The sequence below is a fragment of the Rhodococcus sp. 5A-K4 genome (assembly GCF_046097995.1).
GTDB classification, from domain to species: domain Bacteria; phylum Actinomycetota; class Actinomycetes; order Mycobacteriales; family Mycobacteriaceae; genus Rhodococcus_F; species Rhodococcus_F erythropolis.
On the sequence record NZ_JBJURM010000001.1, the window covers coordinates 161,986 to 177,593 of the forward strand.

At 64.0% G+C, this 15,608-nt stretch carries 14 protein-coding genes; 3 read left to right on the forward strand and 11 right to left on the reverse strand.

Annotation, left to right across the window (positions count from 1 at the left end; genetic code table 11):
• Window positions 1-43 precede the first annotated feature (43 nt).
• The 3 genes from ACKAMS_RS00725 to ACKAMS_RS00735 are packed head-to-tail and all read right to left on the reverse strand — an operon-like array spanning window position 44 to window position 3,515.
• The gene (locus ACKAMS_RS00725) at window positions 44-1,441 is read right to left on the reverse strand and encodes a hypothetical protein (RefSeq protein WP_408988490.1); all 1,398 of its coding nucleotides are present in this window, start codon (window positions 1,439-1,441) and stop codon (window positions 44-46) included.
• A 13-nt stretch (window positions 1,442-1,454) separates the two neighbouring features.
• The gene (locus ACKAMS_RS00730; protein WP_408988491.1) at window positions 1,455-2,870 is read right to left on the reverse strand and encodes a hypothetical protein; all 1,416 of its coding nucleotides are present in this window, start codon (window positions 2,868-2,870) and stop codon (window positions 1,455-1,457) included.
• A 9-nt stretch (window positions 2,871-2,879) separates the two neighbouring features.
• Window positions 2,880-3,515, reverse strand: coding sequence for a TetR/AcrR family transcriptional regulator (locus ACKAMS_RS00735; RefSeq protein ID WP_020968862.1), 636 nt, complete (start codon window positions 3,513-3,515; stop codon window positions 2,880-2,882).
• 128 nt (window positions 3,516-3,643) lie between these two features.
• Here ACKAMS_RS00735 and ACKAMS_RS00740 point away from each other — a divergent pair, with 128 nt between their 5' ends.
• From ACKAMS_RS00740 to ACKAMS_RS00750, 3 genes are read left to right on the forward strand one after another with little or no spacing between them, the layout of a single operon-like run.
• Window positions 3,644-4,912: a cytochrome P450 gene (locus tag ACKAMS_RS00740; protein ID WP_408988492.1), complete on the forward strand. Its 1,269-nt coding sequence runs from the start codon at window positions 3,644-3,646 to the stop codon at window positions 4,910-4,912.
• A 46-nt stretch (window positions 4,913-4,958) separates the two neighbouring features.
• Window positions 4,959-5,711, forward strand: a complete 753-nt coding sequence (locus tag ACKAMS_RS00745) for an isocitrate lyase/phosphoenolpyruvate mutase family protein (protein ID WP_007730096.1) — start codon at window positions 4,959-4,961, stop codon at window positions 5,709-5,711.
• Window positions 5,712-5,713: 2 nt separating this feature from the next.
• Window positions 5,714-6,733, forward strand: a complete 1,020-nt coding sequence (locus ACKAMS_RS00750; protein ID WP_408988493.1) for a DUF2804 domain-containing protein — start codon at window positions 5,714-5,716, stop codon at window positions 6,731-6,733.
• 89 nt (window positions 6,734-6,822) lie between these two features.
• On the opposite strand, the gene ACKAMS_RS00755 is transcribed toward ACKAMS_RS00750, so the two are convergent.
• From ACKAMS_RS00755 to ACKAMS_RS00790, 8 genes are all read right to left on the reverse strand, one after another.
• Window positions 6,823-8,061, reverse strand: coding sequence for a DUF222 domain-containing protein (locus ACKAMS_RS00755; RefSeq protein WP_408988494.1), 1,239 nt, complete (start codon window positions 8,059-8,061; stop codon window positions 6,823-6,825).
• 65 nt (window positions 8,062-8,126) lie between these two features.
• Window positions 8,127-9,749 (reverse strand): amidohydrolase, encoded by a 1,623-nt coding sequence (locus tag ACKAMS_RS00760; protein WP_408988495.1) that lies wholly within the window; start codon window positions 9,747-9,749, stop codon window positions 8,127-8,129.
• Window positions 9,750-9,758: 9 nt separating this feature from the next.
• Complete coding sequence (locus ACKAMS_RS00765) at window positions 9,759-11,936, reverse strand: AAA family ATPase (RefSeq protein WP_003941536.1); 2,178 nt, start codon at window positions 11,934-11,936, stop codon at window positions 9,759-9,761.
• 21 nt (window positions 11,937-11,957) lie between these two features.
• Entirely contained in the window at window positions 11,958-12,788 is an 831-nt protein-coding gene (locus ACKAMS_RS00770; RefSeq protein ID WP_029254795.1) for a phosphatidylcholine/phosphatidylserine synthase, read from the reverse strand.
• A 59-nt stretch (window positions 12,789-12,847) separates the two neighbouring features.
• Window positions 12,848-13,561 (reverse strand): phosphatidylserine decarboxylase, encoded by a 714-nt coding sequence (locus ACKAMS_RS00775; RefSeq protein WP_003941540.1) that lies wholly within the window; start codon window positions 13,559-13,561, stop codon window positions 12,848-12,850.
• 72 nt (window positions 13,562-13,633) lie between these two features.
• A complete protein-coding gene (locus tag ACKAMS_RS00780) occupies window positions 13,634-14,653 on the reverse strand; it encodes a MerR family DNA-binding transcriptional regulator (protein WP_408988496.1) in 1,020 nt (339 codons plus the stop codon).
• A complete protein-coding gene (locus ACKAMS_RS00785) occupies window positions 14,643-15,095 on the reverse strand; it encodes a hypothetical protein (RefSeq protein ID WP_003941524.1) in 453 nt (150 codons plus the stop codon). Before ACKAMS_RS00785 ends, ACKAMS_RS00780 begins: the two co-directional genes overlap by 11 nt.
• A gap of 34 nt (window positions 15,096-15,129) precedes the next feature.
• Complete coding sequence (locus ACKAMS_RS00790; protein ID WP_003941500.1) at window positions 15,130-15,600, reverse strand: SRPBCC family protein; 471 nt, start codon at window positions 15,598-15,600, stop codon at window positions 15,130-15,132.
• Window positions 15,601-15,608: the final 8 nt, after the last annotated feature.

Sequence of the window (15,608 nt, forward strand, 5' to 3'; positions counted from 1 at the left end):
CCAGTTGCACCGCAATAGGAGGTCTCAGTCCGGTGACGGTGTGTCAACGGGGGCTGCGGCGGCGGAGCGCGATCCCGGTGGCGACGACGACTACACACATCAGGAGTGCCGCGCCGTCGGAGCGTGGCGGATCTTCAGTTGCATCGACGATAACGAACGCGGCGTCGGCTCGGAAGGCTGCGTCGGGCTCGGTTGCGTCGACGTAGGCTCGCAGTCCGGACTCGTCCTGCAAGTACGTCGATGACGGATCGTGCTTGACGTACGTTGAGGACACTGTCTCGATCTCGTGCTGCCCGATCGACATGAAGACCAGGGCAGTGAAAGGAATCGTCAACCCCAGCGTCGCTGCGACGGGATTCGACGGCAGTACGGATCCGAGCAGCAATCCCGACCCGACGCCCAGCGCGACAATGCGGAGCAGTAGAGCAAGTTCGTGTTCGCCGTCGAAGATCCACTCCGACAACGGGATCGCAGCCAGCAGAGCCAGACCTGCGATCGTGCGATCCCGGTGTCGAGAACGCGACAAGCCGAAGACGACCGCGATGATCGCGAGGGCAGCGATCACCAACGGCGAGGTTCGGTCACCGTCGAGAAAGAAGCGGTCGGTCAGATCCGCGAACACCGTCGTGGCGGCGGCTCCAACAGCGGTTGCAGCCCAAAGGAATCCGCCACTGCCTGAAGTTGTGTCCAGTCTCCTCACACAGAACCAGGTCAGGGTGAGGACGGCGACGGTGGACGCGATCATGACCAGCCAACCCGAAAACGTCGGTGGGTTCTCTTGCCGGTCGACGACCGAACTCAGAATCCGTTGGGTGACAGCGAGGCCGGTGGCAACTGCCAGAGCGGCTGCGGCGACGCCCGGTTCGCTTTCGCTGATCCGCAATTCGGAGTCGTCTGTCACTGCGCACGCCACTGCGCAGATCAGGGTCAGCAACAGAAGTGCCCAGGCAGGTTCGCCGATGGACGACGTGCTGACGGGCATCAAATCGCCGGTGGACGATTGCGCGGCCAACCACGTCGACACCACGCCAATGATCAGCAGGTTGCGTCCGAGGCGGCTGTCCCACGATGCGGCGACAGCGCCGCCCAGGATGAGTCCGGCTGCAATGGTTTTGGCGAAACCCAGAACGCTCAGCAGATCAAGACCGACTTCTTCGGCGACGAGGAATCTGATCAGAATCAGCACGACGACGCCCGTGTACACAAACGCCCACGCACGCCTGCGAGAACGGCGGTGCTGGAGATACGCGCAGGCCCCTACGGCGACGATGGCACCCACCACGACGCTGGTGGATTGGCTGCTGATCCATTGGTCGATCTTCGACTGCGGTTCGGTAACAGGCCATCTCATTCGCGCTGGGTTCGTCAGCGCCAGGGCGGCAAGGATTCCCGAGAGAAAGGCCGCGAGGGCGCCGGTGCATGACCGGAGGTCGATGGTCATCGGTCTGTCCCGATCAGGCGGTCTCGGTGGGTTCCGATACCTCGACGGGTGGGTGGGATCGTCGAAGGATCGCCGCACCACAGAATCCGATGATCAGGGCGAAGAGGATTGCAGTGCCGACGGTCTGAGGGGTGACGTAGTCGATGGTGATGCCTATTCCGCGTCCGAATAGTCCTCCGTTGGCGCTGACGTGCGCCGGGATGGGAAGTTCCATCAATCGCTGAATGTCTGCCGCTGTCAACTCTGGCGGCGCGGTGAGCTGATCGGTGAGAATGGCGATCGACGAGAAGGTCATCGTGGCAAAGGGAATGGCGAGTCCGAGTGTGGCGTCGACGAGGCTGCCGGGAGCAAGGGAACCGAACAGCAAACCGGCGGCGAGGCCCAGCGCGGCGATCTTCAGTGCGATTGACCAGACGCCGTGCGCGGAGTCGAAGGGCAGTAGTTCCGACAGCGGAACCGCAACGAGAACGGCGATGGGCACGAAGTTTGGCACCTGCTTGTGCAGCCTCAATCCGACGGCGACCAGAAGGGCCGCGAAAAGCACCAGTACCCAAGGGGACTTCAGGTCTCCCCAGTGGCCGGAACCCTTCGCTATGTCGACGAAGAGCGGGGCCGACGCAGCGGCCAGTGCGGTTGCCGCCCAGAGGAACTTGCCACCAGCACCGGAGGCGTCGCCGAGGCGGTAAGCGGCGATCCACGTCAAGGCGAGCGCAGCGCCTGCTGCCAAAACCATGACGATCCAGGCGGTCGCCTCGGACGCGTATTGCTGGCGGTCGATCACGGCGCCGAGCACTCGATGCCCGATCGCCAGCGCGGTGATCACCACGAGAGCGATGCGGATTTCACCCGAGTCCGGCTTGCGAATCCGGAAGCCGGCTTGCGCGGTCACTGCACAGGCGATTGCTGCTGCGGCCGTGGCGCCGATCAGCCACCACGACGGCTCACCCACCGAAGACGTCGTCATCCTGGCTGTCCCACCAGCGAACGTGCGGATCGCGAGGAAGGTGGCGAGCACGCCGAGGAGTGTCGCGTTCTTCGTGGCAGTGCGGTCCCAACTGACGGCAACCACGCAGCCCAGAATGGTGCCGGCTGCAACACTTTTGACGATGATCAATGCGATCAGCAGGTCCAGTGACGCAACCTCGGGTACGACTGCCCGAACGATCGCGATGACGGCGACGCCGACGGCGATCGCGATCCACGCCGCCCGACGGGACCCGCGACGCTGTGAGAGGGCGCAGGCAAGCACGGCGATCACGGCGCCGAGGCCGACAGCAGTCGGTCCGCTGCTGATCCAGCGATCTACTTCCGACGGGGAGGCCACGATGGCCCAGTCGCGAAGAACGGGATTGGTCAGGGCCAGCGCCGCGAGTATCCCGGACAGGAGTGCAGCGACGGTGGTGAGGATCGCTCGAAGGTCGAGTGGCATCGGGCCAACCTATCGCGGCGCCGCAACATCGGTCGTGGGCGGCGTGAGTGCCGGAAACCAGATGTCGGTGAGAACGTCTGCTGCGACGTCCGCACCCGCGGTGATCGCGCCCTGTTCCGCCCACCGAATGAAGAAGCGCTCGATCTGTGTCAGCAGGAGCTCGACCCGGAGTTTCGCCTCGTCGTGTCGGCTCTGCGGCCAGCGTGCCAGGTACGACGGCATCGCGTTGGGCAGTGCGGAGATGCCTTCGCGTGCCAGTGTTCGGAATTCGGGTTCGAGGACCATGGCCTCGTCCCACGCCCGCATCATGTGGTGGTGATCGCGGCACCAGTCGAGAGCGCGGTTGATCCAGCCGGCGAATTCTTCGCGCGAACCGGAATCGAGTACGTGGTCGAGATCCTGGAATATCGCGAGCGTGCTGGATACGACCGTGTTCGAGCCGAGGGCCTTGAGTATGTCGATCTTGCCGGGGAAGTGCAGGTAGAAGGTGGCGCGGCTGCAACCGACCCGGCCGGCGATGTCCTCGACGGTGACAGCCGCGTATCCGCGTTCGGTGAAGAGCGCGCCGGCAGCATCCACGAGGTCTGCGCGGGTTCGCTGCTTCTGCTTCTCTCGCAGCGTCAGTCTGCCGGAGGTATCTGTCATTACCGGGATCCTAGTGCCGCGGGGGCTCTCACGGGTCAGTTGCACGAGACTCTCCGTCTTTCACTTGACAGCCCGTTAGTGAAAGCTACTCTGTGGTGTAGCGCACAATCGACCGATCAGAGGACGCCATGACCATCTCGGACACAACTCGCACGCCTGACCTACCGGCCGGATTCGACGTCACCGATCCTGCTGTCCTCGGGGAGCGGATCCCTTTCGAGGAATTCGCCGAACTGCGTCGAAGCGCGCCCGTGTGGTGGTGTGAGCAGCCGCCGACCGTTGGTGGATTCCAGGACGAGGGCTACTGGGTGGTCTCGCGTCACACTGACGTCAAAGAGGTCAGCCAGCGCAGCGATGTGTTCTCGAGCTGGGAGAACACCGCGATCGCGCGTTTCGCCGACGACATGCCACGTGAGGCCGTCGAGATGCTCCGGCATCTTCTGCTCAACAAGGATGCGCCGGAGCACACCAAGCTCCGCAAGCTGATTTCGAAGCTGTTCACGCCGCGCGCGATCAACGGCATGCGCGACGAATTGGATCGTCGTGCGCGCAGCATCGTCGACACCGCTGTGAGCGAAGGCCCGGGCGACTTTGTGAAGCAGGTTGCCAGCGAGCTGCCGCTCCAGGCGATCGCGGATCTGATCGGTGTACCGCAGGACGATCGGGACAAGCTGTTCAAGTGGTCCAACGAGATGATGGGCTACGACGACCCGGAATACCAGGGTGATCCGGCAGTCGCGTCCACCGAGGTCCTCGGATACGCGTACCAAATGGCAGACGCGCGTCGTACCTGTCCGGCAGATGACATCGTCACGACTCTGGTCCAGGCCGACATCGACGGCGACGCTTTGAGCCCGGAGGAGTTCGGGTTCTTCGTGCTCATCCTGGCGGTCGCAGGGAACGAGACCACCCGCAACGCCATCACGCACGGAATGATCGCGTTCCTGGACAACCCCGAGCAGTGGGAGCTGTACAAGAAGGAACGTCCCAAGACGACGGCCGACGAGATCGTCCGGTGGGCGACACCGGTCACCGCGTTCCAGCGCACCGCGCTCGAGGACACCGAGCTGGCAGGAGTGTCGATCAAGAAGGGGCAGCGCGTGGTGATGCTGTACAGCTCCGCGAACTTCGACGAGGACGTGTTCGAGAACCCGATGACGTTCGACATCACTCGTAACCCCAATCCGCACTTGGGCTTCGGCGGAACGGGCGCGCACTTCTGCATCGGTGCAAACCTCGCTCGCATGGAGATCGACTTGATGTTCAACGCCATCGCCGACAACGTCCCGGACATCACCAAGATCGGTGATCCGCGCCGTCTGCGCTCGGGTTGGATCAACGGCATCAAGGAGTTCCAGGTCGATTACAAGAGCACAGGCTGCCCGGTCGCTCACTAGAGTCGGTAGGTGAGAGGTACACCCCACGATCTCGAGGAGCCACCGCATGACTTCGATCAACGACAAGGCAACTGCTCTATTGGCGTTGCACCAGCCAGGTAACCCGGTCATTCTCCCGACGGTCTGGGACGCGTGGTCGGCGAATCTTGCGGTGGCTGCCGGTTTTGCAGCCCTGACGGTGGGCAGCCACCCGGTTTCCGATTCCATCGGCAAGCCGGACAACGAGGGCATCACCTTCGACGAACTGCTGCACCGGATCAAGCAGATCACCGGTGCGGTCGACGCCCCGATCTCGGTGGACATCGAGGGTGGTTACGGGCTCGAGCCGGCAGTTCTCATCGACGGGTTGATCGATGCCGGCGCTGTCGGACTCAACATCGAGGACACCGTTCACAGTGAAGGCGGACGCTTGCGTGAGGCGCAGGAGCACGCCGACTTCGTGGGTGGGCTTCGTCAGGCCGCCGACGCAGCCGGAGTTCACGTTGTCGTCAACGCGCGCACCGACCTGTTCGTGAAGCAGGTCGGTGACGAGTCCGATCGTGTCGATCGCGCCATCGCACGCCTCAAGCTGGCGGCCGACGCCGGCGCCGACGTTCTCTATCCCGTCGGGCGGCATGACGACGCGACCCAGCGCCGCCTGACGTCCGAACTTCCACTTCCGATCAATGCGATCGGAATTCCGGACCAGGACGATCCGGCAAGTTTCGGTCCGCTCGGAGTGGCACGTGTGAGCTTCGGTCCGTTCTTCCAGATGGCATTGGCCAACCGTGCGAACGAGATCTTGGGACGCTGGAAGTAAGAATGCAGACACTGATGTCGCCCGGCCCGCTTCTCGACGATGGCGGACATTTGGTCGAGACGGGTTGGGCCCCATCGGAGATTCGCAAGTATCGACGCTCTGCGATCACCGCTCCGAAGTTCCGGATCAAGGAGTGGGACTACTACTGCGTTCTCACTGCGGATTACGGCATCGCGTTGACCGTCGCCGACAACGGGTACATGGGCTTGCTCGGAGTCTCCTGGCTCGATTTCCGAACACCACACGAGATCACCGAAAACGTGATGCTGCCGTTCCCGATGGGAAGGCTCGGTCTGCCCGAAAGCGCGGACGACGGTGATGTGGTGGTGTCGAAAGGTAAAGCTCGCTTCGAGTTTCGCCATGTGGACGGTGGGCGCCACCTGATTGTCGACTACCCGGCTTTCGACGGTGGGCGAGGCCTTCATGCCGATTTGTTCCTGGCGGGTCCTGTCGATGACCGGATGGTGATCGCCACACCGTTTCCGAAGGCGTCCCGATCGTTTTACTACAACCAGAAGATCAACTGCCTGCCCGCTGCCGGGACCGTGCGAATCGGGAGCGACGACTTCACATTTCGCTCGGAAGACTCGTTCGGCGTTCTCGATTGGGGCAGGGGAGTCTGGACTTACGACAACACCTGGTACTGGGGTTCTGCATCCGGACTGGTGAACGGCGAGCGGTTCGGATTCAACATCGGTTACGGCTTCGGCGACACGACGGCGGCCAGCGAGAACATCGTGTTTGTCGGCGGTCGGGCACACAAACTGGACAGGATCGACTTCGGCATCCCGCAGGGAACGTACGACGGCGCTCCGTGGAACTTCTCGAGCAACGATGGTCGCTTCGAGATGACTTTCGAGCCGATCATCGACCGTGCCGCGACTTTCGATGTCGGGGTGCTGCGTTCGATTCAGCATCAGGTGTTCGGAAAGTTCTCCGGCACAGTGATCCTCGACGACGGTACCTCCGTGGTGGTTCGAGATCTCCTCGGATTTGCCGAGGAGGTTCGGAACCGCTGGTAGGCCGTACGTCTCCGCGAAGATGACGGAACGCAGCATGAGCACCGGGGCATGATCGTGCCCCGGTGCTCGCGTTTTCAATTTGTGCCCGTTCAGGCTGCTGTCGGTGGGCTGTTCCCGCCGATCGGCTGCTGATATGGATCGATCGACATCGGCGGATAGAACACCGACTTCCGATCCGGGCCGATCTCGACACGCCACTCGGTGTGGTGCAGTGTCCGATGGTGATGACCACATAACAGAATCAGATTGTCGAGATCTGTTGGGCCACCATCACCCCAGTGAACAATATGATGGGCATCGCACCACCCCGACGGTGTCCCACACCCCGGGAACGCACACCCACCATCCCGAACTGCCAACGCCCGCCGCTGCGGCACCGTCGCCGTTCTCGCTTCCTTGCCGCAGTCGAGCGGAACACCATTCTCATCCAACAAAATCCGCGTCACGGTGCAGTCGCAGGCCAGCATCCGGGCAGTGTCGATACTGATCGGGCCCACCCAATCCGTCCACGCGAACCCGAGTTCCTCCGTCGACGGCAGGAGGTCTTTCAACGCTTGCAGGTCCGTCATGTCTTTCGCCGATGCGGTCACCGTGATGTGCGGTTTCACGCCGCCCTCGATCGGACCCAACCCCGCCCGCTCATACCGGCGCAACAATTCACAAAACCCATCCGCCCGCCGTAAAGCAGGAGTACGCGTGTCCTTCACGCCGTCCCTCTCCGGCGTCGGAGCAGACAAACTCGACAACAACGTGATCAGACGCGCCCCGTTCACCGCATCCAAGTCACCCTTCACAGACACACGCCCGTACAAGCCTTTCGAGGCGTAAAACTCGTTCCGCTCCGAATCTTCCCCGACCGGAACACCGTCCTCACGCGTGCCGTACTGCTTCTCGATCCGCCGAATCGCCGCCCGCACCGCATCACAATCCGCAATGTTCTTCGACGCCAACCCCAACAAGATCCCGCGGGCCTTGTCCACATCCGCCAGGGTCATATTCTTCGGCGGATGCTGACAAAACGACGCCACCTGACGCGCTTTCAACGCATCCACATCACCACGATGAAACGCATCGCCCACAACAGGTTCGAGCATCAACAACCGCGCCAACCCGACCAGCAGACTGCACTCACCGATCTCCAAATTCGTCGAACCATGCAACCACTGCGCGATCGACCGAAAACCCTTCCCCCCGAGAACCTCACGGGAAAACATTTCCACGATCAGCAACACCATCCGCGACTGCAACTCGTGCCGGACACGCACCAGATCGAGAACCTCACCCTTGAGGCCCTCGCCATCCAGCTGCCATGCTTCCCGACTGTTCATACCGAAAGTTTAATCGAACATACTTTCGAGAGCCAGGGACAAAACGGACTACTTTGAGTTCGAGATCAGCCGATCGCGCTCAGGTCTCCGTACACCGTCCGACCCTCCAGGATGGTGGCGAGCACCGTGATGTCGGCCAGCCTGGTCGGCTCGACGTCGAGGGGATTTGCCGACAGCACAACAAGATCCGCGTAGGCGCCGGGAAAGATGGACCCGATGTGATCTTCGCTGAACAGCTGCCACGCGGCGTTGACCGTATGGGCGCGCACGGCGGCGTCCACGGGGATCCGTTCCTGGGGTGCCACGACGCGGCCGCTGGGCGAAAGTCTGGTGACGGCGTCCTGCATATTCCGTAGCGGATTGGCGGGGGTGACGGGACCGTCGTTGTGGAAGGTGAACCGTTGCCCGGCCGCGAGTGCAGATCCTGCTGCGGCCCAGACGGATCCGTATTCGGGGCCGAACAGATCATCCACCAGAACGTCACCCCAGTAGTGCAAGTGGTCGATGAAGATGCTGACCGTGACGCCCAGTTCCGCTGCGCGGGCGAACTGATCCGGACGCATCGCGCCGACGTGTTCGAGACGCAACCGGTGATCGGGCCGCGGATGCTCTTTCAGTAGCTGCTCCCACGCGTCGAGAACCATGGTGATCGCGTCGTCGCCGTGGGCGTGGCACGCCATCTGCCACCCTTTGGCGAAGTAGGCGGAACTGATGTCGTGGATCTGTTCGCCGGTGTAGTTGGCGTGCCCGTGCGTGCAGGCGATCCCGAGCGCGCGGGTGGCTTCGGTATCGAGATACGGGAAGCTGGTGGCGATGTTGCCGACCCACGGTGAACCGTCGGACCAGACCTTGATGCCGATCTGGCGCACCAGGTCGTTTCCGTCGCCCGGTGACGCCTCGGTAGTGCGCGCGTCGTTGGACATCTCGTAGAGCCGCAGGCGGGTGGTGAGCAGTCCGGCGTCGGCTATCGCTGCCAGGGCGGGCCGCATCTTTGGGTCGAACGACAATTCGGCGATGGTGGTGATTCCGGCGGCGTTCAGCCGGGCGCATTCGGCCGCCACCAGTGCGGGGAAGTCGTCACCGATGGTGACTGCGTGGCCCGCGACTGCAAACACCGCGGGCATTTCGTACGCGGATCCGTCGAGTGCGCCCGTCGCGTCGTGGCCGTACGATCCGCCGATCGGATCGGGGGTATCGCGGGTGATGCCGGCCTGCACTGCTGCCGCCGTGTTGAAATACGCGACGTGTCCCGAGTTGTGCATGATCACGAGGGGGTACTCCGGCGCTACGGAGTCCAGCCAGTCGATGGTCGGATCGGGTAGGCCCTTCTGCAGCAACGGGTCCCAACCGTTCAAAGAAGCGCCGGCAGCACCTCGCGAACGAACAGTGTCGACGACGGCAGCAACTACGGCATCCGCCTCGGCGATCGTGACAGGCCGAATGTCGACGACGTCAGGCCCGAGCACGATGGCTTCTTCCAAAGGGTGACCGTGTGGCTCGATGAACCCCGGCAGAACAGTGGCACCTCCGACGTCGACGACGCGGGTATCCGGCCCCACCAGTTCCTCGACGTCCATGCGCGCGCCGACGGCCGTGATCCGGCCGCCCGTCACGGCGAGCGCCTGGGCGCGCGGTGCTTCCTCGTGCATGGTCACGATGTCGCCGTACAGAACCAGATCAACAGCCATGGTCAGTCCTTATCGGTTGTCCGCGTACGCCTGTAGGTGTGCCACCTGCTCGGGATCGAGTGAGGGACGTACCTTCTCACGGGCGGTTGCCACGTCCGCGGCCGTCACGTCGGCCGCGTCCATGCTCCGACGCATGGCGGCGAGTGCAGCCTCACGCAGGAGAGCCGAGCAGTCTGCTGCCGAGTATCCCTCGAGATCGACGGCCAGAATGTCCAAATCGACATCTTCGGCGAGCGGTACCGACTTGCCGGAAGCACGCAGAATCGCTTTGCGAGCCTCCGCATCCGGCGGCGGTACGAATACGAGACGTTCGAGTCTGCCGGGGCGCAGGAGGGCAGGGTCGATCAGATCCGGTCGATTGGTTGCGCCCAACACCACGACGTCGCGTAGCGGTTCGACGCCGTCGAGTTCGGTCAACAACGCGGCTACGACGCGATCCGACACTCCGGAGTCGGAGCTTTGACCACGACGCGGTGCAAGGGCGTCGATCTCGTCGAGGAAGATCAGCGAGGGCGCCGAATCGCGTGCGCGCTGGAACAACTCGCGCACGGCCTTTTCGGAGGCGCCGACCCACTTGTCCATCAGCTCTGCCCCTTTGACGGCGTGGACGCTGAGGTGACCTGAGCTGGCAAGGGCACGAACGAGATACGTCTTACCGCAGCCGGGAGGGCCGTAGAGGAGCACGCCGCGGGGTGGGTCGACACCGAGGCGTGCGAAGGAGTCGGGGTGCTGTAGCGGCCACAGCACCGCTTCGGTGAGCGCCTGTTTGGTTTCGACCATATCGCCGACGTCGTCGAGGGTGACGCTGCCGATCGACAGTTCTTCGGTACTCGAACGAGACAGTGGCCGAATCACTTCGAGGGCCCCGACAAGATCTTCCTGCGTGATCTCCGGAGAATCACCGGATTTGGACGCCCGCGTCGCCGCTCGCAAGGCAGCTTCACGGCAGAGCGCCGCGAGGTCGGCGACCACGAATCCGGGTGCGCGCGAGGCGATGGCGTCGAGTTCGAGGGTTCCGGTGGGCACGCGGCGGAGCAGGAGTTCGAGCAACGCCTTGCGAGTTGCGCCGTCCGGCAGGGTAAGTGCGAGTTCTCGATCGCAGAGATCCTGGCCGCGAAGGCGCGCGTCGACGGTCTCCGGATGGGCGGAGGTCGCGACGAATGCCACGCCCGGGGTTGCGACGGCGCTGCGCAATTGTTCGAGGATCAGTGCGGACACCGGTTCCGCGGTGGCCGGAAGCAGAGCGTCGATGTCACTGATCAGCAGTACACCACCGCCGCGCACGGCAGCAACGGCGTCGACGATTCGCTGCAGGCGGGTATTCGCCTCGGTGGCACCGACTCCCGGGCCGTCGAGTTCGACCAGTTTGCGCGAGGACAGGACCGAGCGGGCCAACGTGGCTTTGCCCACGCCGGCGGGGCCCGTGATGAGGACGCCGAGGTGCGGGGAGGCGCCGAGCGTACGGAGCAGTTCTGGTTCGTCGAGTGCCAGGCCGAGCCACTCGGTCAGCTTGGCTGCCTGCGCTTGCGCGCCGACAAGGTGATCCAGCGGAACCGACGGCGCAGGCTCGATCGCGACGGCGGCCGGACTGGAAACAAGCGCACTCGGTGTCAGTGTGCCCGCCGAGCCGGAACCCCAGTTGACCGCCGAATTCGGCTGGACGCTGACCGGACCACCGGCAGGCTCGACGGCCGTGACGGTGAGCAGTTCGGATGTCCACGCGACGCCGAAGGTGCGGGAAAGCGCTTGGGTGGCTTCGGAAGTGCTCGTACCCGGACCGAGATCGCGGGGGAGGAGCGAGACCGTGTCGCCGACGCTGACGACCTTGCCCAGAAGGGCTTGTCGCAGAACCGTCGAGCTGATCGAATTTGTCGCCATGGACGAGCCGGTGACGGAGACGGATCGCGCTCCGTACACCGTCACCGGACCGACCACGACGGAAGAGTTCTCGGTCAGGCCGACGTTCGACATGGTGACGTCGTCGAGAAGGATCGTGCCTGCCGGGGTTCCGGTGGGCGCACGGCCCGCGACGGTCGCGGTGCCGCGGGCTCCCATGAGTGCGATGGCATCCCATTCGCGGATGCCCAACGCCGCCAACGCTTCGGGGTGCAAGCGCACTACCCCGCGGCGTAGGTCGGCGGCAGAGGTGTTGAGTCGAACGGTGAGGGCGAGTTCCGGCGAAGTCACCTCTCGAGAGTACGTCGTGGACTAGCGGGGTCGCCGCAATCCGAGACGAGCGGCCGAGCGGCGGCCACCGACGTTGGGTTGACGTCGGATCGCGCGGCGTTCGGAAGGCTTGATGTCCCAGGTTTCGGGACGTGCTGCCACCCACCGCTTCGAGTGCACGGCAAACGGGATGTGCACCAGGTAGATCGCGATGAGAACGATCAGCAGGATGTACGGGTAGGTGATGAGTGCGGCCGCAGCCAACGTCACCAGGACGAGCAGGCCGGCCGCCATGTGCGGCGGCACGGATACCGACTTCATCGCCAGCGTCGGGATGCGGCTGACGATCAGTGCAGCCGAGAAGAGCGTCCACACGATGACGACGAAGTGCGAAGACCACCAGCCGTCACCCCACTGAGCCGTCGCGGCCAGGGGAGTGAGGGCGATGAGTGCGCCGGCCGGAGCCGGAACGCCGACGAAGTACTCACGTGCATACGCGGGGACGTCGTCGTCGTCGAGCAGGGTGTTGAAACGTGCGAGTCGCAACACGATGCTGACCGCGTAGATCAACGCGATGATCCAGCCGATGCTGGTGCCGTCCAGCAAGGTCACGTACAGGACCAGGGCCGGGGCGACGCCGAAGGAGATGGAGTCGGCCAGTGAGTCGAGTTCGGCGCCGATCTTGCTGGTGGCGTCGAGCAGTCGCGCGATGCGGCCGTCGAGTGAATCGAGGACGGCAGCGGCGCCGATCATCGCGAGCGAGGTACCGGGTTGTCCGTCGAGAGCGAATTTGACGGCGGACAGCCCGGCGCACAGCGCCAGGATGGTGATGACGGACGGCAGCAACCGCACAGCCTGGGTGCGTTTGGGCATCTTCGCGCCGGGTTGGGCTGCTCCCGGCTTCTTCACGGCTGACTTCATCTTCGGCGTCTTCACGGCAGTTGCGCGATAACTGTTTCAGCACCGATCGTGCGTTGTCCCGGCTCGACCAGGAGTGTGGTTCCGGCGGGGAAATACGTGTCGACGCGTGAGCCGAAACGGATCAGTCCGTACGTGTCGCCGATCGGCAGGACGTCACCGACACCGGCGTAGCAGACGATGCGGCGCGCGAGCAGTCCCGCGATCTGGACAACCGCAACGTCGTGACCATCGGCGGTTTCGATCAGCATGCTGTTGCGCTCGTTGACCTCGCTGGCGTCGGCGAGATCTGCGGAGAGGAACTTGCCTGCCTGGTGAACGACCTCTTTGACCGTTCCACCGACAGGGCTGCGCTGGACATGCACGTCGAGAACAGACAGGAAGATGCTGACGCGCGGGCGCGGCTCGCTTCCGAGATTGAGCTCGGCGGGCGGAACGGCGTTGTCGACCAACGCCACCTCGCCGTCGGCGGGCGCGACGACGACGCCGATGCGGTTCGGCGGCACCCGGTGCGGGTGACGGAAGAACGTGGCGCATGCGGCGGCGGTGGTCAGACCGGCTCGGCGCACCCACTTACGGTTGCGGCCCAGAGCTGCAACTCCCAGCGGGGCCAGCACGAACGGCAGGCCGGCGGGATGAAGTGGCGGAATCGCATGGCGAACCAGATCGACGATATGTCCGATCCCGGTGGGTTGCGGGGTTCCGGGGGGTGTGGGTCGGCGTGCCACAGGCTCCTCTAACTACTCGGTAGGTCTTCTGCTGGTCGCACTGACAGTACGGGGTGGTAGAGCATCCATAGATTACGTGAATGCCTTCTCTCCTACGGGCTGTAGTGGCATCAAGTACGAGTAGTACCCGACACAGTCGCCCGTGCGTATCGCCAGCGGGAGCGTCGCGCCGCTTACTCGGATCACCAGTTGCCGCCCCGGTTGGGCTGCGGCGGCGTCGCGCACTCGCTGCCGGTCGACCAGTACGCGGAACCTCTCACGGGGATCGATTCCACCCGGATCCACCCGGGCACCACCGTCTTCGCCGATGCTGACGACGGCTCCGTGTCCGGTGCCGTTGAGCAGGGCGGCAAGTTGGTCGCCGCTCAGTTCGACAGCGTCGTGGTGCTCGCGCAGGATTCGGTGATCGGGGAACTCGCCGTCCTCGATCAGTGGGCTGGACACCTCACCTCCCGGATACGACGCAGTCACCGTGCGCGCGGAGAAAGTCAGCGTCACGACGCCGGCGACATCGCGTAACAATCGCGCGAAGGCCACGGGAACGACAGCGGACACCGTCAGAGCGGAGTGAACTTTCACCTCGGCGACCGCGAGCCGGAACTGATCAGTGGTGACAAACGCAGCGACGCCGTCGTGAATGTCGAGGTGGACGCCGCGAAGTATCGGGAACTCCGATTCCTCGTTCACTGCGAACAGCACGGCGTCGAGTGCGCGTCGTAGATCCCACGAGTCGATGTCCACGCCGCCGGAGGCGGGTAGCGAATCGATCAGCCGGTGAATTCGCCCCAGTTCGGCCCGGGCGTCGGCGAGACCGTCCTCGAGGTTGCGCAGATGGGCGTCCAGGCACGAATGGGGTTCCGGCCCGGTCAGGACGGCCATCATGTCGCGGATCGGAACACCGACGCGCCGCATACCGGCGATCACGCGGGCGTCGCGGAGCTGATCGTCGGTGTACCAGCGGTAACCGGTGTGCGGATCGACGGAATGCGGGACGAGCACGCCTTCCTTGTCGTAGAACCGCAGCGCGCTGATCGGGAGCGCCGACGCCCGGGACATCTCGCCGATCGTCAGGAGGGCGGAACTAGTGGTCACGGATCAATTCTGCCCGCAGTCGCTCGATAGCGCCCCTGATCATCCGGCCGTAACCGTCGTCGGCGAGTGTGCCGACCGACGCCTCGGCCTTCGTCAGATGCTCGACGGCCTCGGTGTCGCGTCCGAGTTTGCGGTAGTCGGCAGCCAGGTTGAGGTGCAGCGATGGATAGAAACCGGCGACCTGCAGCGATGCGTGGTGTTCCTGGGCTCGCGCGTCGGTCAACGAATCGGCAGCGTCGAGGGCGCGCAGGTCCCAGCAGAGCTCCTGAGCCGGATCGTCTTGAACGTCGGCCATGTAGTGCGCGAGGGAGACGATGTGGAGCGCATCGGGGGCGGCGCTGATCTCTTCCCACACCTTCTCGAACGCAGAGCGAGCCCCGGCTCGATCGCCGGAGCTCGCCAATTCTTGTGCCTGCGCTATCTGTGTCATCACGGGATCCATGGAACGGATCCTGATGCCTCGACCAGGTCGAGGGTCAAGCAGAGGTGCGTGCAGCCGCCTCGGCCTCGCTCTTCACACGCTTCAATGTGGCATTCATGCCTTCGACGAGCTCGACCTCGAAGTCGGCGTTTCCGCCCAGGACGGTCTTGACGAGGAACTGCGAGACCTTCGACGTTCCGGTGGGAGCCTCGCGACGCTCGGTCACTTTGGTGCCGGTAGCGGTCGGCTCGAGTTCGTAGGACCAGATCGTGCGGTTCTCCGCGATGCGGAACGCCACCGACTTGTTGGGTTCGAAACGAACGACCTTCGACGACGTCGGCCAGACCAGCAGGCCCTTGCGGTTGACGTTGATCGTCTTGGCACCCTCACGCACGGTCCCGCCGATTACCTTCATCACCTTGCACTGGGGGCTCCATTCGCCCATGCGCTGCAGGTCGGCGACGATTGCCCACACGTCCTGCGGTGATGCGTCGATGTCGATGCTTGCTTCGAGGGTGTTGGACACAGTCTCTC

Excerpts from the sequence above, each read along its gene's own strand:
- ACKAMS_RS00725 (WP_408988490.1), bottom strand. The coding sequence starts at position 1,441 with ATGACCATCGACCTCCGGTCATGCACCGGCGCCCTCGCGGCCTTTCTC.
- ACKAMS_RS00730 (WP_408988491.1), bottom strand. The coding sequence starts at position 2,870 with ATGCCACTCGACCTTCGAGCGATCCTCACCACCGTCGCTGCACTCCTG.
- ACKAMS_RS00735 (WP_020968862.1), bottom strand. The coding sequence starts at position 3,515 with ATGACAGATACCTCCGGCAGACTGACGCTGCGAGAGAAGCAGAAGCAG.
- ACKAMS_RS00740 (WP_408988492.1), top strand. The coding sequence starts at position 3,644 with ATGACCATCTCGGACACAACTCGCACGCCTGACCTACCGGCCGGATTC.
- ACKAMS_RS00745 (WP_007730096.1), top strand. The coding sequence starts at position 4,959 with ATGACTTCGATCAACGACAAGGCAACTGCTCTATTGGCGTTGCACCAG.
- ACKAMS_RS00750 (WP_408988493.1), top strand. The coding sequence starts at position 5,714 with ATGCAGACACTGATGTCGCCCGGCCCGCTTCTCGACGATGGCGGACAT.
- ACKAMS_RS00755 (WP_408988494.1), bottom strand. The coding sequence starts at position 8,061 with ATGAACAGTCGGGAAGCATGGCAGCTGGATGGCGAGGGCCTCAAGGGT.
- ACKAMS_RS00760 (WP_408988495.1), bottom strand. The coding sequence starts at position 9,749 with ATGGCTGTTGATCTGGTTCTGTACGGCGACATCGTGACCATGCACGAG.
- ACKAMS_RS00770 (WP_029254795.1), bottom strand. The coding sequence starts at position 12,788 with ATGCCCAAACGCACCCAGGCTGTGCGGTTGCTGCCGTCCGTCATCACC.
- ACKAMS_RS00785 (WP_003941524.1), bottom strand. The coding sequence starts at position 15,095 with ATGGATCCCGTGATGACACAGATAGCGCAGGCACAAGAATTGGCGAGC.